This is a genomic window from Pseudomonas sp. B1(2018) (assembly GCF_003097365.1).
In the GTDB taxonomy this organism is placed as follows: Bacteria; Pseudomonadota; Gammaproteobacteria; order Pseudomonadales; family Pseudomonadaceae; genus Aquipseudomonas; species Aquipseudomonas laurylsulfatiphila.
In genome coordinates this window covers 22,257-39,079 of record NZ_PYUK01000023.1, presented here as the reverse complement: position 1 = coordinate 39,079, position 16,823 = coordinate 22,257, and the positions used below count along the sequence as shown (strand labels likewise).

The 16,823-nt window shown below is 60.5% G+C and carries 16 protein-coding genes; 4 read left to right on the top strand and 12 right to left on the bottom strand.

What is annotated here, in order from left to right; genetic code table 11:
- Nucleotides 1-3: 3 nt before the first annotated feature.
- The 3 genes from C9422_RS27465 to C9422_RS27455 all read left to right on the top strand — a co-directional run bounded on the left by C9422_RS27465 (nt 4) and on the right by C9422_RS27455 (nt 3,033).
- Entirely contained in the window at nt 4-1,038 is a 1,035-nt protein-coding gene (locus tag C9422_RS27465; protein ID WP_116582853.1) for an NADP-dependent oxidoreductase, read from the top strand.
- 79 nt (nt 1,039-1,117) lie between these two features.
- A complete protein-coding gene (recR, locus tag C9422_RS27460; protein WP_008050204.1) occupies nt 1,118-1,720 on the top strand; it encodes a recombination mediator RecR in 603 nt (200 codons plus the stop codon).
- A 164-nt stretch (nt 1,721-1,884) separates the two neighbouring features.
- Nucleotides 1,885-3,033 (top strand): acyl-CoA dehydrogenase family protein, encoded by a 1,149-nt coding sequence (locus C9422_RS27455; protein WP_116582852.1) that lies wholly within the window; start codon nt 1,885-1,887, stop codon nt 3,031-3,033.
- Between the two features lie 68 nt (nt 3,034-3,101).
- On the opposite strand, the gene C9422_RS27450 is transcribed toward C9422_RS27455, so the two are convergent.
- The 8 genes from C9422_RS27450 to ccoG all read right to left on the bottom strand — a co-directional run bounded on the left by C9422_RS27450 (nt 3,102) and on the right by ccoG (nt 11,593).
- Nucleotides 3,102-3,650 carry an adenine phosphoribosyltransferase gene (locus C9422_RS27450; protein WP_102698763.1) on the bottom strand — a complete coding sequence of 183 codons (549 nt, stop codon included), beginning with the start codon at nt 3,648-3,650 and terminating at the stop codon, nt 3,102-3,104.
- Between the two features lie 80 nt (nt 3,651-3,730).
- Entirely contained in the window at nt 3,731-4,465 is a 735-nt protein-coding gene (fnr, locus tag C9422_RS27445) for a fumarate/nitrate reduction transcriptional regulator Fnr (protein WP_007971448.1), read from the bottom strand.
- A gap of 90 nt (nt 4,466-4,555) precedes the next feature.
- Nucleotides 4,556-5,938, bottom strand: coding sequence for an oxygen-independent coproporphyrinogen III oxidase (gene hemN / locus C9422_RS27440; RefSeq protein WP_116582884.1), 1,383 nt, complete (start codon nt 5,936-5,938; stop codon nt 4,556-4,558).
- A gap of 163 nt (nt 5,939-6,101) precedes the next feature.
- Complete coding sequence (locus C9422_RS27435; protein WP_116582851.1) at nt 6,102-6,785, bottom strand: sulfite exporter TauE/SafE family protein; 684 nt, start codon at nt 6,783-6,785, stop codon at nt 6,102-6,104.
- Entirely contained in the window at nt 6,778-6,996 is a 219-nt protein-coding gene (ccoS, locus tag C9422_RS27430) for a cbb3-type cytochrome oxidase assembly protein CcoS (protein ID WP_007971444.1), read from the bottom strand. Before ccoS ends, C9422_RS27435 begins: the two co-directional genes overlap by 8 nt.
- A 22-nt stretch (nt 6,997-7,018) precedes the next feature.
- On the bottom strand, nt 7,019-9,472 hold the full coding sequence (locus tag C9422_RS27425) for a heavy metal translocating P-type ATPase (RefSeq protein ID WP_116582850.1): 2,454 nt from the start codon (nt 9,470-9,472) through the stop codon (nt 7,019-7,021).
- A 154-nt stretch (nt 9,473-9,626) separates the two neighbouring features.
- The gene (locus C9422_RS27420) at nt 9,627-10,166 is read right to left on the bottom strand and encodes a FixH family protein (protein WP_116582849.1); all 540 of its coding nucleotides are present in this window, start codon (nt 10,164-10,166) and stop codon (nt 9,627-9,629) included.
- An 11-nt stretch (nt 10,167-10,177) separates the two neighbouring features.
- Nucleotides 10,178-11,593 carry a cytochrome c oxidase accessory protein CcoG gene (ccoG, locus tag C9422_RS27415; RefSeq protein ID WP_116582848.1) on the bottom strand — a complete coding sequence of 472 codons (1,416 nt, stop codon included), beginning with the start codon at nt 11,591-11,593 and terminating at the stop codon, nt 10,178-10,180.
- A 443-nt stretch (nt 11,594-12,036) separates the two neighbouring features.
- Here ccoG and C9422_RS27410 point away from each other — a divergent pair, with 443 nt between their 5' ends.
- The gene (locus C9422_RS27410) at nt 12,037-13,041 is read left to right on the top strand and encodes a metallophosphoesterase (protein WP_116582847.1); all 1,005 of its coding nucleotides are present in this window, start codon (nt 12,037-12,039) and stop codon (nt 13,039-13,041) included.
- A 274-nt stretch (nt 13,042-13,315) separates the two neighbouring features.
- Here the strand turns inward: C9422_RS27410 and ccoP are convergent, their stop codons facing one another.
- The 4 genes from ccoP to ccoN are packed head-to-tail and all read right to left on the bottom strand — an operon-like array spanning nt 13,316 to nt 16,537.
- Nucleotides 13,316-14,299, bottom strand: a complete 984-nt coding sequence (ccoP, locus tag C9422_RS27405; RefSeq protein ID WP_007971439.1) for a cytochrome-c oxidase, cbb3-type subunit III — start codon at nt 14,297-14,299, stop codon at nt 13,316-13,318.
- Nucleotides 14,296-14,481: a CcoQ/FixQ family Cbb3-type cytochrome c oxidase assembly chaperone gene (locus tag C9422_RS27400; protein WP_003175465.1), complete on the bottom strand. Its 186-nt coding sequence runs from the start codon at nt 14,479-14,481 to the stop codon at nt 14,296-14,298. Before C9422_RS27400 ends, ccoP begins: the two co-directional genes overlap by 4 nt.
- 5 nt (nt 14,482-14,486) lie before the next feature.
- Nucleotides 14,487-15,095, bottom strand: a complete 609-nt coding sequence (gene ccoO, locus C9422_RS27395) for a cytochrome-c oxidase, cbb3-type subunit II (protein WP_011333287.1) — start codon at nt 15,093-15,095, stop codon at nt 14,487-14,489.
- Entirely contained in the window at nt 15,095-16,537 is a 1,443-nt protein-coding gene (gene ccoN / locus C9422_RS27390) for a cytochrome-c oxidase, cbb3-type subunit I (RefSeq protein WP_007974131.1), read from the bottom strand. The genes ccoO and ccoN overlap by 1 nt, the downstream gene beginning before the upstream one ends.
- Between the last annotated feature and the right edge of the window lie 286 nt (nt 16,538-16,823).

Below are 16,823 nucleotides of genomic sequence, written 5' to 3'. Positions count from 1 at the left end.
GCCATGTCCGACCCCATGACCCTCAATCAACGCATTGTCCTGGCTTCACGCCCGGTCGGCGCGCCGACGCCGGAAAACTTCCGCATAGAGCGGGTGGCGTTGCCGGAACTCGCCGACGGTGAGGTGCTGCTCAAGACCGTTTTCCTGTCGCTGGATCCCTACATGCGCGGACGCATGAGCGACGCTCCGTCCTACGCCGCACCGGTGGAAATCGGCGAAGTCATGACCGGGGGCGCGGTCAGCCGGGTCGAGCGCTCGCTCAATCCGAAGTTTCAGGAAGGTGACCTGGTGGTCGGTGCCACCGGTTGGCAAAGCCACAGCATCAATGACGGGCGCAGCATCATTGCGGTGCCATCGGGATTGCCCAGTGCGTCGATGGCCCTTGGGGTGCTGGGAATGCCGGGCATGACCGCGTACATGGGCCTGATGGACATCGGTCAGCCCAAGGCCGGTGAAACCCTGGTGGTTGCAGCGGCCTCAGGCGCAGTGGGGTCGGTGGTCGGCCAGGTGGCGAAGATCAAGGGGCTGCGTGTGGTCGGCGTGGCCGGCGGGGCGGACAAGTGCCGTTATGTGGTCGACGAGTTGGGCTTCGACGCCTGTATCGACCACAAGAGTCCGGACTTTGCCGATGAACTGGCCAAGGCCTGCGGCAAGGGCATCGATATCTACTACGAAAACGTCGGTGGCAAGGTTTTCGACGCCGTGGTGCCGTTGCTCAATCCCAAGGCACGAATTCCACTGTGCGGCCTGATTGCCTCCTATAACGCCCATGAAGCGCCGAGCGGGCCGGATCGCCTGCCCCTGTTGCAGCGCACCCTGTTGACCAAGCGGGTGCGCATCCAGGGCTTCATCGTGTTCGATGACTATGGTGATCGCCAGCCGGAATTTCTCAGTGCCATGGCGCCCTGGGTGCGCGATGGGAAAGTGAAATTCCGCGAAGATGTGGTTGATGGCCTGGAACAGGCTCCCGACGCGTTCATCGGCATGCTGGAGGGGCGCAACTTCGGCAAACTGGTGGTTCGGGTTTCCCGGGACTGAGTAATTGACGCTGCAATTTGACGCTCAACCGAGGCGCGGGTATAAACCGCGTCTCGTTGTCTTGTCGGACTTTTCCACCATGAGCTTCAGCCCTTTGATTCGCCAACTGATCGACGCCCTGCGAATTTTGCCAGGCGTGGGTCAGAAAACCGCCCAGCGCATGGCGTTGCAGTTGCTCGAGCGTGACCGCAGCGGCGGCTCGCGCCTGGCGCTGGCCTTGAGCCAGGCCATGGAAGGGGTTGGTCACTGCCGCTTGTGCCGTACGCTGACCGAAGATGATCTGTGCCCGCAATGCGCCGATACCCGTCGCGACGACACCTTGCTCTGCGTGGTGGAAGGCCCGATGGACGTCTATGCGGTGGAGCAGACCGGTTTCCGCGGGCGCTACTTCGTGCTCAAGGGGCACCTGTCGCCGCTCGACGGTCTGGGGCCGGAAGCCATCGGCATCCCGCAATTGATGGCGCGGATCGAAGAGGCTGGCACCTTCGCCGAAGTCATCCTGGCGACCAACCCGACCGTGGAAGGTGAAGCCACAGCGCATTACATCGCCCAGTTGCTCAGCAGCAAAGGCCTGATCGCCTCGCGCATCGCCCATGGCGTGCCGCTCGGTGGTGAGCTGGAGCTGGTGGATGGCGGCACGCTGGCACATTCGTTTGCCGGGCGGAAGCCGATTTCGTTGTAATCGCATCAAGCCGAAAAGATCGCAGCCTGCGGCAGCTCCTACAGAAAGACACTGATCCCCTGTAGGAGCTGCCGAAGGCTGCGATCTTTTGATCTTCTATCCGTCTCTTGTAAACCAAGCAAGCGCTCGGTTAACTTCACTGACCCCTTCAGTGGAGCTCGCCGATGCCTGCCTTTCAGGAATACTTCGACCCCAGCCACCAATTGGTCCGCGACAGCGTCAGACGTTTCGTCGAGCGCGAGATTCTTCCTGATATCGAGCAGTGGGAAGAAGCCGAAAGCTTTCCGCGCGAGCTCTACCTCAAGGCCGGCGCAGCGGGGATTCTCGGCATCGGCTACCCGGAAGCTTACGGAGGCAGCCACGAAGGGGATCTGTTCGCCAAGGTTGCCGCCAGTGAGGAGTTGATGCGCTGCGGCTCAGGCGGGCTAGTGGCAGGCCTTGGTTCACTGGATATCGGCTTACCGCCCATTCTGAAGTGGGCACGACCCGAAGTGCGGGATCGTGTGCTGCCCCAGGTGTTGTCGGGAGAGAAAATCAGCGCCCTGGCCGTCACCGAGCCCGGCGGCGGCTCCGACGTCGCCAACCTGCAAACCCGCGCCGTGCGCGATGGCGACTTTTACCGGGTCAATGGCAGCAAAACCTTTATCACCAGCGGTGTGCGTGCGGACTTTTATACCGTCGCGGTGCGTACCGGTGAGCCGGGGTTCTCCGGTATCAGCCTGTTGTTGATCGAAAAGGGCACGCCCGGTTTCACCGTAGGACGGCAACTGAAGAAAATGGGCTGGTGGGCGTCAGACACCGCCGAACTGTTCTTCGATGATTGCCCGGTACCCGTGGGAAACCTGATCGGCGCCGAGAACATGGGCTTTGCCTGCATCATGGGCAATTTCCAGAGCGAACGCCTGGCCCTGGCACTGATGGCCAACATGACGGCACAGCTGGCGCTGGAGGAAAGCCTGAAGTGGGCGCGCCAGCGCGAGGCCTTTGGCAAACCGATCGGCAAGTTTCAGGTGATCAAGCATCGCCTCGCCGAGATGGCGACCGCGCTGGAGGTATCCCGGGAGTTCACCTACCGCCAGGCGGCAAAGATGGCGGCGGGGCAGAGCGTGATCAAGGAAATTTCCATGGCCAAGAATTTTGCGACGGATACGGCGGACCGGATCGTGACCGATGCGGTGCAGATACTCGGTGGGCTGGGATATATGCGCGAGAGCCTGGTGGAGCGGCTGTACCGCGACAACCGGATCCTGTCGATTGGCGGCGGGACGCGGGAAGTGATGAACGAGATCATCAGCAAGCAGATGGGGCTTTAGAAGCAAAAGATCGCAGCCTTCGGCAGCTCTTGTAGGAGCTGCCGAAGGCTGCGATCTTTTGACGTTTGTTACATATCGCTCAACGCAAACTGCGTCAGGCAGAACGTCGGAATGCCCATGTCCTCCAGGCGCTGCGAACCACCCAGCTCCGGCAGGTCGATGATCGCCGCCGCTTCATGCACCCGCGCACCCATGCGGCGGATCAGGTTGGCGGCGGCAATCAGGGTGCCGCCGGTCGCGATCAGGTCATCGAACATCACCACCGAATCCCCTTCGCACAGGCTGTCGGCGTGCACTTCCAGGAAGGCTTCGCCGTATTCGGTCGCATAACCCTCGGCCAGTACGTCAGCCGGCAGCTTGCCTTGCTTGCGAAACAGCACCAGCGGCTTGTTCAACTGATAGGCCAGTACCGAACCGATCAGGAAGCCACGGGCGTCCATCGCGCCGATGTGGGTGAAGTCAGCCTCGACGTAGCGGTGGGCGAAGCTGTCCATCACCAGGCGCAGGGCCTTGGGCGACTGGAACAGCGGGGTGATGTCGCGAAAGATCACGCCCGGCTTCGGGAAGTCGATGACAGGGCGGATGAGGGATTTGATGTCGAAGGAGTCGAAGACCATCGTCTAGGTGTCCTGGCAGGGCTGCAAACGACGCAGTATAACGGCGGCTGAACCGTTTCGCTCAGCCGCAACGTTTTGTTTCAGCCTTCCAGTGAGCCACCGGCCAGGGCGCACAGCTGGATCGGGTCGATAATCCGGATTTCCTTGCCTTCTGCGGCAATCAGCTCGTTTTGCTGGAAGCGGGTAAAGACCCGGGACACGGTTTCCACCGCCAGGCCCAGGTAGTTGCCGATTTCGTTGCGCGACATGCTCAGGCGGAACTGATTGGCGGAAAAACCCCGGGCGCGGAAACGTGCCGACAGGTTGACCAGGAAGGTGGCGATGCGTTCGTCGGCGGTCTTTTTCGACAACAGCAGCATCATCTGCTGGTCGTCACGGATTTCGCGACTCATCACCCGCATCAACTGACGGCGCAACTGCGGCAGTTGCAGGGCCAGTTCGTCGAGGCGTTCGAAAGGAATTTCACACACCGAGGTGGTTTCCAGAGCTTGTGCCGACACCGGGTGCTTTTCGGTGTCCATGCCCGACAGGCCGACCAGTTCGCTGGGCAGGTGGAAACCGGTGAGCTGTTCTTCACCGCCGTCGCTCAGGCTGAAGGTCTTGAGCGCGCCGGAACGGACTGCGTAGACAGAATCGAAGGTATCGCCCTGGCGAAACAGAAACTCGCCCTTTTTCAGCGGCCGGCCGCGCTTGACGATTTCGTCCAGCGCATCCATGTCTTCCAGATTCAGCGAAAGTGGCAGGCAAAGAGGGGCCAGGCTGCAATCCTTGCAATGGGCTTGACTATGAGCGCGCTGTTTTACTGGCTCGGACATTTCTTCAATCCTTGTGGGAATTCACACATAAGACGTAAGGGTAACTCACCATAGGAGATCGAGGCCAGTCCGGGACGCTAGCTTGCAGAATTAGATCACCCGTGAAAATCGCTGGCGGTTGTGTTGTTCCAGGTACGCGTCGAACACCATGCACACCGAACGCACCAACAATCGCCCGGCGGGCAGGATGGTGATCCTGTCGCGATCGAGTTCGATCAGCCCGTCTTTGGCCATGCCTTGCAGTTGGGGCCAGAGTTCGCCGAAGTAGCCCTGGAAATCGATGTTGAAGGCCTGTTCGATGTCGGAGAATTCCAGGCTGAAATGGCAGATCAATTGCTGAATGACCGCGCGCCGCAGCCGGTCATCGGCATTGCACAGCAGACCGCGGCTGGTGGCCAGTTGCAGAGAAGCCAGGGTGTTCTGATAGTGGTTCAGGTCGCTGCTGTTCTGGCAGTAGAGGTCGCCGATCTGGCTGATTGCCGAGACGCCGAGGCCGATCAGATCGCAATGACCGTGGGTGGTGTAGCCCTGGAAATTGCGTTGCAGGGTCGATTCTTCCTGGGCTATAGCCAGCTCGTCGTCGGGCAGGGCGAAGTGGTCCATGCCGATGTAGCGGTAACCGGCGTTGATCAGTTGCTCGATGGTGCGCTGCAGCATTTCCAGCTTCTGCGCGGGTGTCGGCAGTTCATTGCTGTTGATGCGCCGCTGGGGCATGAAGCGTTCCGGCAGGTGGGCGTAGTTGAACACCGATAATCTGTCCGGTTGCAGGTTGATGACCTCTTCGACGGTGCGGGCGAAGTTCTCCGGCGTCTGCCTCGGCAGGCCGTAGATCAGGTCGATATTGATCGAGCGAAACTGCAAGGTGCGGGCAGCGTCGATCACGGCTCGGGTTTCTTCCAGGCTTTGCAGGCGATTGACCGCTCGCTGCACCGCCGGGTCAAGGTCCTGCAGGCCGATGCTGACCCGATTGAAGCCCAGTTCGCGCAGCAGTCCCATGGTCGACCAATCGGCCTCGCGTGGGTCGATCTCGATGCCGTAGTCGCCGGAATCGTCGTCCAGCAAATTGAAGTGCTTGCGCAAGTGTGCCATCAACTGGCGCAGTTCGTCGTGGCTGAGAAAGGTCGGCGTGCCGCCACCGAAGTGCAGTTGCTCGACTTTCTGCGTGGGGTCGAGGTGGCAGGCGATCAGCTGGATTTCCTGTTCCAGGCGCTGCAAATACGGCTGCGCCCGGCCGCGATCCTTGGTGATGACCTTGTTGCAGGCGCAGTAGTAGCAAATGTTTGCGCAGAACGGCACGTGCACGTAAAGGGACAATGGGCGTTGGGCCTTGCGGCTGTCGCGCAGGGCGTGAAACAGGTCGAAGGTGCCGACCTGGCTGTTGAATTGCACGGCGGTCGGGTACGAGGTGTAGCGGGGTCCCGCCAGGTCATAACGGCGGATCAGATCAGTGTCCCAACGAATGGCGTCGAGCATCATGCGGGCATTCCCCGGATAGGCTGGCAGTGTCGGCCACCTTATGCGAGGTCGGGGTGGGGCATCTTGATTTACATCAAGATCAAAAGATCGCAGCCTGCGGCAGCTCCTACAGGTGTACGCGATCCATGTAGGAGCTGCCGCAGGCTGCGATCTTTTGCTTTTAATGCCCCATGAGCCAATGCTGATGCGGCCCCGGCAGTGTCCAGAGACCAAACAGCATCACCAGCAATCCGCCCGCCATGCGCACACTGCGCTTGCGCAACACCGCGGTGACGCGTTCGGCAGCCAGGCCGGTCGCCAGCAACACCGGCCAGGTGCCAAGCCCGAACGCAAGCATCAACAGTGCACTGTCCAGCGCGTTGCCCTGGCTGGCTGCCCATAGCAAGGTGCTGTAAACCAGGCCGCATGGCAGCCAGCCCCAGAGTGCACCCAGCAGCAGCGCCCGTGGAACGCTCGATACCGGCAGCAACCGGTTGGCGACTGGCTGGATGTGCCGCCACAAGGCTCGACCGAGGCTTTCGATACGGGTCAGGCCGCTCCACCAGCCAGCCAGGTACAAGCCCATGGCAATCAACAACAAGCCGGCGAGGATACGCAGGAGCATTGCCGCCGGGCTGCTGGCCACGGCCCATCCGGCCAGGCCGATCAACAGTCCGGCGCAGGCATAACTCAGAATCCGTCCCAGGTTGTAGGCCAGCAACAGGCGAAAGCGCCGGCTGCGTTGCTCCTTGGGAATCGCCAGGGTCAGCGCGCCCATCAAGCCGCCGCACATGCCCAGGCAATGACCGCCGCCGAGCAAGCCGAGGATCAGCGCCGATACCAGCAGTGGCGCCAGTTCAAGCATGGGGCGGGGCCTTGTCTTGCGGTTTGGCCGGTTGCCCGCTGGCTTCGTCTACGGCGGCGGTGTGGTTCGGGTCCTGGTCGTCGAACAGGATGCTGTGGGCCGGGCCGTCGAGGTCGTCGTACTGTCCGCTGTCGACCGCCCAGAAGAAGATATAGACGGCGATGGCCACGATCAGCAGCGCAGCGGGAATCATCACGTAAAGAGCTGGCATCTGGACTCCATGCCCGCGCGGCTCAGGCCGGCAGCGGGCGGGTTTCTGGCGGGGTGTCGAGGGCGCGCTCGCTCGGCATTCGAGTCAGGCGCAGCGCGTTCAGCACCACGGTCAACGAACTGATCGACATGCCTACCGCCGCCCAGACCGGAGTGATCCAGCCGAGGGCGGCGAAGGGCAACATGAGGCCATTGTACAACCCTGCCCACAACAGGTTCTCGATAATGACCCGACGGGTGCGCCGCGCCAGGCTGAAGGCTTGCACCAGCGCGTCGAGGCGGTTGGACAGCAGCACAGCATCGGCACTGGTTTTCGCAAGGTCGGTGGCCGAGCCCATGGCGACGCTGATATCCGCCGCCGCCAGCACCGGCACGTCATTGACGCCGTCACCCAGCATCAACACCTTGCGACCTTCCTTGTGCAGTTGTTGCAGGACTTGCAGTTTGTCGTCCGGGCGCAGGCCGCCGCGCGCTTCATCGATGCCCAGCTCTGCCGCCACGCTGGCGACCATCGGCGAGCTGTCACCGGACAACAACAGCGTGCGCCAGCCTCGCGCCTTGCACGCGGCCAGCAAGGCTGGCGCATCGGCACGCAAGCGATCATCAAGGACCAGCCAGGCCAGCGGCCCTTCGCTGTCGCCGAGCAGCAGCCATTGGCCGGCTTCTTCGGGCATCGGCGGCACTACGGCGCCACTGAGTTCGCAGACGAATCCCGGTTGACCGATGCGCAGGCGTCGTCCTTCGACCAGCCCCTCGAGGCCAAGCCCCGGGGTGCTGTGGACTTCTTCGGCCGCCATCGGCGCGCGTCCGAAAGCACGGGCGATCGGGTGTTCGGAGCGGTTTTCCAGGGCGGCGGCGAGGCCCAGGCATTGATCGCTGTCGAGGGCGCCGAGGGGGCGGATCGAGCGCAGCGCCAGCCGGCCTTCGGTGAGGGTACCAGTCTTGTCGAAAATCACTGTGTCGATCTGGTTCAGGCCTTCCAGCACATGGCCGCGGGTCAGCAGCAGGCCGAGTTTGTGCAAGGTGCCGGTGGCCGCAGTGAGGGCGGTCGGCGTTGCCAGCGACAAGGCGCACGGGCAGGTCGCCACGAGCATCGCCAGCACGATCCAGAAGGCTCGCGATGAGTCCAGTTCCCACCACAACAGGCCAATGGCCGCAGCCGCGATCAGTGAAAACAGCAGGAACCATTGCGCGGCGCGGTCGGCGATTTCCGCCAGGCGCGGTTTTTCGGCCTGGGCACGCTCGAGCAGGCGAACGATGGCCGAGAGGCGCGTGTCCTGGCCCAGGGCCTGGACCTCGACGGTCAGTGCGCCCTCGACGTTCAGGGTGCCGGCAGTGACCGCATCGCCGAGGGTGCGAGGGTGTGGCAGGTATTCACCGGTCAGCAGCGACTCGTCGATACTCGACTGGCCGTCGAGGATCTTGCCGTCGGCCGGGAGAATGGCGCCTGGATGAACCAGTACCTGATCACCGATGCGCAGTTCGCTGAGCAGAATGCGTTCGCTCTGGCCTTCAGGCGTCAAGCGCAGGCACGAGGCGGGTAACAGATTCACCAGCTGCGCGGTGGCGGCGGCCGTGCGCTCGCGGGCGCGCCGCTCCAGGTAGCGCCCGGCCAGCAGGAACAAGGCAAACATGCCGACGGCATCGAAATACAGTTCGCCGACCCCGCTGATCGAGGTCCAGATCCCGGCAACGTAGGCGCTGCCGATGGCCAGCGACACGGAAACGTCCATGGTCAGGTGGCGGGTGCGCAGATCGCGCATGGCGCCTTTGAAAAACGGCGCGCAGCTGTAGAACACGATCGGGGTGGTGAGGAACAGCGCGACCCAGCGCAGGATGGTGTGCAGTTCTGGACTGAGGTCGATGTTGAATTCAGGCCAGGTGGCCATGGTCGCCATCATCGCCTGGAACCATAGCAGTCCGGCCACGCCAAGCTGGCGCAGGGCCAGGCGGTTTTCGCTGGCCAGTTGTTCGCTGGCGCGGTCGGCCTGATAGGGGTGTGCGGCGTATCCGATGTGGCGCAGTTCGCTGAGGACCCGGCTCAGGGGTAGTTGCGCGTCGCTCCAGCGCACGTGCAGGCGGTGGTTGGACAGGTTCAGGCGCGCTTCGGCCACCGCCGGCAAGGTGCGCAGGTGTTTCTCGATCAACCAGCCGCAGGCGGCGCAACTGATGCCTTCCATCAACAGCGTGGTTTCGGCCAGTTCGCCATCGTGGCGGACAAAGGGTTGCTGCACATCGGCGCGATCGTAAAGCGCCAGTTCGTCGACCAGTTGTACCGGCAGCGCCTCGGGGTTGGCCGAGGCTTCGCTGCGGTGCTGGTAATAGCTATCCAGGCCGCCGGCGACGATGGCCTCGGCCACGGCCTGGCAACCCGGGCAGCAGAACTCGCGGGACTCCCCGAGTACGACGGCGGTGAAGCGACTGCCGGCCGGGACGGGCAGGGCGCAGTGGTAGCAGGGGAGTGGGGTGGTGGTCATGGAGTATTCACTAGTACTGCTGAATCTCTGGCGTCTGATAGGGCCTCATCGCGAGCAAGCTCGCTCCCACAGGGATCATAGGTGTACTCAGGTTCTGAGCACGGTGGTGATCAACTGTGGGAGCGAGCTTGCTCGCGATGCGCGAAGCGCTTCTTTATTTTTTCAGGTCTTCGGCGCCTTGCAGAGGTTCATCGCCGAGCAGCAGATCCTTGTCATGGTTGACCAGTTCTTCTTCGAACATGCGCCAGATATGGTCGTCCTGGGTGCCGAGCAATTCGACAAAGCGCCGGCCTTCGATCTTGTCGCTCAGTTGGCCGATGTAGCGACCCTGTTCGGTTTCGCTGCGGGCCAGGGTGATCTTGCGATCCTTTTCCGGCTGGGTCGGCGAGATCAGGTTCAGCTCCAGGGTTTTCGGATGGCTGTCGCCGCTCAGGCGCAGGTCAACTTCGCCGGTCACGTCATCGAGATGAATACTGGCGCGCATTTTCAGGTTCTGGGCCAGCAGCTCACGGTCGAGGGAGCGGTTGATGCCTTTGCCGGCCTCGTAGTAGTTGTCGTTGACCAGGTTGTCCGGGTTCTTCACCGCGATGGTCACCATGGACAAGGTCAGCGTCACCGAGCAGGCCAGGATCCCGATGATGATCCATGGCCAGAGGTGCTTGTACCAAGGGCTTGCGGCAGTTGCTGCGGGCATGTTCAGTTCTCTCAACGATTGTGTGGGCCGATGAACCGGCTCTTGGCTTCAATGTGGACGCTGTCGTCATCGGCATCCTTGAGGATGAATTTCACGTCGTTGGTGCTCGACGGCAGTTGTTCCGGTGCGACGGACAGCTCGGCAGGCTGGCTGACGATCTCGCCGGCCGCGACCTTGATCTCGCGCCGGCCCTGCAATTTGAGATCCGGCAGGCCGGAGGCTTCAAGCAGGTAGGTGTGGTCGCGCTGGTCCTTGTTCATGATTTTCAGGCTGTAGACGTTTTCGATCCGGCCTTCGGCGTTCTCGCGGTACAGCACGCGGTCCTTGCTGACATCGAAACCCACCAGCGAACGCATGAAAAACGCGGTCACCAGCAAGCTGATCATCGCCAGCAGTACCACGGCATAGCCGATCAGGCGTGGACGCAGTTTATGGGTTTTCTGCCCGGACAGGTTGTGCTCGGTGGTGTAGCTGATCAGCCCGCGCGGGTATTCCATCTTGTCCATGATGGCGTCGCAGGCATCGATGCAGGCGGCGCAGCCGATGCATTCGATTTGCAGGCCGTCGCGGATGTCGATACCGGTCGGGCAGACCTGGACGCACATGGTGCAGTCGATGCAGTCACCCAGGCCCTGGGCCTTGTAGTCGATGCCTTTCTTGCGCGGGCCACGGCTTTCGCCGCGGCGCGGGTCGTAGGAAACGATCAGGGTGTCCTTGTCGAACATCACGCTCTGGAAGCGCGCGTACGGGCACATGTAGATGCACACCTGTTCGCGCAACCAGCCGGCGTTGCCGTAAGTGGCGAGGGTAAAGAAACCCACCCAGAAGTAAGACCAGCCATCGGCCTGACCGGTGAAGAAGTCGAACACCAGATCGCGGATCGGCGAGAAGTAACCGACGAAGGTCATGCCGGTGACGAAACCGATCAACAGCCACAGGCTGTGCTTGCTGAACTTGCGCAGGAACTTGTTGGCGCTCATCGGCGCCTTGTCGAGCTTGATGCGCTGGTTGCGATCACCTTCGGTGACTTTTTCGCACCACATGAAGATCCAGGTCCACACGCTTTGCGGGCAGGTATATCCGCACCAGACCCGTCCGGCGTACACCGTGATGAAGAACAGGCCGAACGCGGCGATGATCAGCATGCCGGACAGCAGGATGAAGTCCTGGGGCCAGAAGGTGGCGCCGAAAATGAAAAACTTGCGCTCCGGCAGGTTCCACCAGACCGCCTGATGACCGCCCCAATCCAGCCACACCGTACCGAAATACAGCAGGAACAACAGGGCACCGCCGGTCATCCGCAGGTTGCGGAACAGGCCGGTGAAGGCGCGGGTGTAGATTTTTTCCCTGGAGGCGTAGAGGTCGACGCTGTTGTTCGCGTTCTTGGTGGGTGGAGTGACGTCGTGTACCGGAATCTGGTTGCTCATCATTGCATCCCACGGCAGTGGAAAAGTGCCTCGGTCAGTACGTGCCGACCGCGGTCAAAAAGGGGTGTTGCAGTGGCGCAATGATACGCCTGTCGCTCTAGCCTGCGGGTGCGACCTTTGGTCGCGTTGGGTAAAAATCATGAATGGTGTAGCGAATGTAACAAAACGTGATCTGAGTCAATTGACTTGTGAAGTATGGACGGTTTTCAGCAAGGCCGCGCGCAATCGTTGACGATGACGTGGCCTGTGTTGTTGTGGTTAGTGTAAACAATCAGTCCATATCGGCGGGGTGCGGATATCAGTGGGTTGATGCGCGGGAAATATCTTAACTTGACTGTCCTGCTTTGATTGTTTGATGTTTTGTTTTCCGTCCAATAGTTTAAGGGTTGGGTGCGGATAAGTTCTATTCGTGCGTTATCAATTCTATGGATGGAAGTTTTTCTATGTTTTCTCATGAAAGTATCAAGGTTTTTGCCTGTCTGCTGTTGTTCTCGGTATCTACTGTTGTGCATGCGGTCGAAGGGATGCCTCGTCATATGGTTTTTGCGTCTGATCCGCAATATCCATGGACGGAAAAATCCGATAGTGGCGAGCCTGAGTCCGCTGCGGATTTTGAAAAACGCTCCAAGTGGCTGGTGGATAGCCAGTTCTCGAGCATTGCCGACTTCCGCATGAAGCATGGCTCGCCGTCGCAGGTGCCGCTGATGATCAATGGCGACATGACGGCGTTCGGTCATGGGTGGCAGCGCTCCTACATTAATTCGGTATTGAATAAATACTTTGGTGATGACTACCTGTACGGTCTGGGCAATCATGACTATCAAAATAATGTGGATGATTGTTTTAGTAATAGCTGCGCTGCAGGCAGTATCGTGGACTTCAAAGAGCATCACCAGGGTAAGGTCGAGGAGTTTGACCTGGATATAATTGGTGGGGCTCTAAACAGGTTGTATGCGGGTAGTCTCGCTTACTCGAAAAATATAGGCGAGGTTCATATGGTACAACTCAATAATGAGCCGACCTACAGTGTCCGCATCTCTAGTCCGTTGAACCCGACGACATTCGAAATCACCAGTTCGCTCGACTGGCTTGAGAAAGATCTCAGGATTGCCCGGGCTCAGGGCTACGCGATCATCATCAACATGCACAAGCCGGACGGCATGATGGGGGATTGGGAGCAAGTAAAACGTTTCCGGGAAATGGTCGCCAAGTATGAGGTCACGGCCATCTTTGCGGGTCACTACCATCAGGACGCAGGACAGGCCTCCAGCCTGAATGGCGTGCCGATGTTTCTCAGCGGTGGCGCTTCCCAGGAGACTTATCTGATTGCCAGCTTTTCCGACGATCGCAAGCAGCTGCATGTCAGCCTGGTGGAGAACAACGATTGGCAGGCGCGTCAGTTGATCCGGACGGTGCCGGTGAAATCGATTTTTGCCGGCCGACCATAAAAAAGGCTCTTCACGGAATCCCGGGGGGAAATATCTGTAGGAGCTGCCGAAGGCTGCGATCTTTTGATCTTGATCTTCAGCAATCTCCAGATCGCAAAAGCAAATCAAAAGATCGCAGCCTCTGGCAGCTCCTACAGGGGAACACATGCACCACCAAGCAACGAGGCCGATCGCGGCGGGCTCTGCAGGTGTTCCCCGGAATTGCGTGAGCAACCATAAAAAAAGCCGCGCCAGATGACTGGCGCGGCCTTTTCTGTTACCGAAAGCGCAGGTCTTACTGAGACTCGGCTTCCGGAGCCTTTTCACCGTGTGACAGGCTGTAGACGTAAGCGGCCAGCAGGTGAACCTTGTCGTTACCTTGCAGTTGCTCTTGCGCAGGCATCTGGCCCTGACGGCCGTAACGGATGGTCTGCTGCAGTTGAGCGAAGCTCGAACCGTAGATGAACGCTGCCGGGTGAGTCAGGTTGGGTGCGCCCATCGCTGGGGTGCCCTTGCCTTCCGGACCGTGGCACGCCACGCAGTTGGCGGCGAACAGTTTCTGCCCGGCAACCGGGTCGGCCTTGGCGCCTTCCGGCAGTTTGCGGCCATCGAGGTTGGTCAGGACAAACGCGGCCACGTCGGCCACGCCTTGCTCGCCGATCACTTCAGCCCACGCCGGCATCACCGCATGACGGCCGCCCATGATGGTGGTCTTGATGGTTTCCGGCTCGCCGCCCCAGCGCCAGTCGGCGTCGGTCAGGTTAGGGAAGCCATAGGCGCCCTTGGCGTCGGAACCGTGGCAGACCGAGCAGTTGGAGGCGAACAGACGCCCACCCATCTTCAGGGCTTGCGGGTCCTTGGCCACTTCTTCGATTGGCATGGCCGCGAACTTGGCGAAGATCGGACCGAACTTGGCGTCCGACTTGGCCATTTCCTTTTCCCACTCGTGGACGCCGGTCCAGCCGGTCTGGCCGTTGGCGAAGGGGGTCTGCTTCTCGTTGTCGAGGTAGCCGTAACCCGGCAGCAGGCCTTTCCAGTTACCCAGGCCCGGATACAGCGCCAGGTAGCCCAGTGCGAAGATGATGGTGCCCACGAACAGCATGAACCACCATTTCGGCAGCGGGTTGTCGTACTCCTCGATCCCGTCGAAGGAGTGCCCGACCGTCTCGTCTGTCTGCTCAGTGCGCTGGCCCTTGCGGGTCGACAGCAGCAGCCAGGTCAGGGAAAAGATCGTACCGAGACTGAGGACTGTGACGTACAGACTCCAGAATGTAGTCATTCTTTGTTACTCCTAGAAGCTTGCTCGACGTGCTTGATGGCTTCGGGATCATCCGCGAAAGGCAGCAAGGTCGCGTCTTCAAACTCCGACTTGCGCTTGGGACTGAACACCCACAGTGCCAGTCCGATGAAGGCCACCATCACGACAACGGTGCCCAGGCCACGAATCATCCCGATATCCATCTAAATCACCGTTTGCTTTTGATGATGGTGCCCAGGCCCTGCAGATAGGCCACCAGCGCGTCCATTTCGGTTTTGCCCTTCACGGCATCCCTGGCACCGGCGATGTCTTCATCGGTGTAAGGGACGCCGAGCGTGCGCAACACTTCCATTTTCTTGGCGGTGTCTTTGCCGTCGAGCTTGTTTTCCACGAGGAACGGGTAGGCCGGCATTTTCGACTCGGGCACGACGTTGCGCGGGTTGTACAAGTGCGCACGCTGCCAGTCATCGGAGTAACGACCGCCGACACGGGCCAGGTCCGGACCGGTACGCTTGGAACCCCACAGGAACGGGTGGTCCCAGACGCTTTCACCGGCGACCGAGTAGTGGCCGTAGCGTTCGGTTTCAGCACGGAACGGACGGATCATCTGCGAGTGGCAGCCGACACAACCGTTGGCGATATAAACGTCCCGGCCTTCCAGTTCAAGGGCGGTGCGGGGCTTCATGCCCTCGACCGGCTTGTTGGTGACGTCCTGGAAAAACAGCGGAACGATCTGGGTCAGGCCGCCGACGCTGACGGCGATGACCATGAAGAAGGCCAGCAGGCCAATATTCTTCTCGACTGCTTCATGCTTCATCAGTGAGCTCCAACTACGACGATCTGTTCGGCGGCTTCGGCTTCAGCCGGGTTCGAGGCGCGTACGGTACGGAAGACGTTGTAGGCCATGAACAGCATGCCGGTGGCGAAGAACGCACCGCCCAGGGCGCGAACGATGAAGCCCGGGTGGCTGGCTTGCAGCGCTTCGACGAACGAGTAGGTGAGGGTGCCGTCGTCGTTGATTGCACGCCACATCAGGCCCTGGGTGATGCCGTTGACCCACATCGAAGCGATGTAGAGCACGGTACCGATGGTCGCGAGCCAGAAGTGCGTGTTGATCAGGCCGGTGCTGTGCATCTGCGCACGACCGAACAGTTTCGGGATCATGTGGTAGATGGCGCCGATCGAGATCATCGCAACCCAGCCCAGAGCGCCGGCGTGTACGTGGCCGATGGTCCAGTCGGTGTAGTGCGACAACGAGTTGACGGTCTTGATGGCCATCATCGGGCCTTCGAAGGTCGACATGCCGTAGAACGCCAGGGACACCACGAGGAAGCGCAGGATCGGGTCGGTGCGCAGCTTATGCCAGGCGCCCGACAGGGTCATCATGCCGTTGATCATGCCGCCCCAGCTCGGTGCCAGCAGGATGATCGACATCGCCATGCCCAGCGACTGAGCCCAGTCCGGCAGTGCGGTGTAGTGCAGGTGGTGGGGACCGGCCCAGATGTACAGGGTGATCAGTGCCCAGAAGTGCACGATCGACAGGCGATAGGAGTAGATCGGACGCTCAGCCTGTTTCGGCACGAAGTAGTACATCATGCCCAGGAAGCCGGTGGTCAGGAAGAAGCCCACGGCGTTGTGGCCGTACCACCACTGGATCATTGCGTCAGTCGCACCCGAGTAGGCCGAGTAGGACTTGAACAGGCTGACCGGCAGCGACATGTGGTTGACGATGTGCAGCATCGCCGTCACGACGATGAAGGCGCCGTAGAACCAGTTACCCACATAGATGTGCTTGGTCTTGCGCTTGACGATGGTGCCGAAGAACACCAGACCGTAGGTGACCCAGACAATGGCCAGCAGAATAGCCAGGGGCCATTCCAGTTCCGCGTATTCCTTGGTGGTGGTGAAACCCATCGGCAAGGTAATGATCGCGCCGACGATCACCGCTTGCCATCCCCAGAAGGTGAAGGCAGCGAGGCTGTCGGAAATCAGTCGCGTTTGGCAGGTTCGCTGCACGACGTAATAAGAAGTGGCAAACAGTGCACATCCACCGAAGGCGAAAATCACCAGGTTGGTGTGCAACGGGCGCAGGCGTCCAAAGCTCGTCCATGGCAGACCGAAATTCAATTCCGGCCAGACAAGTTGCGAGGCGATGAAGACACCGAGCCCCATGCCAAGGATCCCCCAGACCACCGTCATGATGGCGAACTGGCGGACTACCTTATAGTTATAAGCAGTCGGACTGATTGCTGTGCTCATTCTAAGGTTCCACGGTTTGGGTGTTTTATTAGGATTAAAAATCGGCCGCAAGTATGGAGAAAGCAGGGGGTCATTGCAACGCGCCATGACCTGGGTCAATGCTTTCAAATGCTGATTCTGCGGCCTTTCCATGCGCCGCGTAGGGACAAAATTGCCCGCGGGCAAAACGTCCTGGCGGATTGAGCAGGCGAGGGGGTCAGGTCGGATGTAACTAGGTGTGTTCAAACGCAACGTTTGGCTGACCGAAGGCAATTGGCGCGACAGCCGGTATCTACCAGCCTTTGCG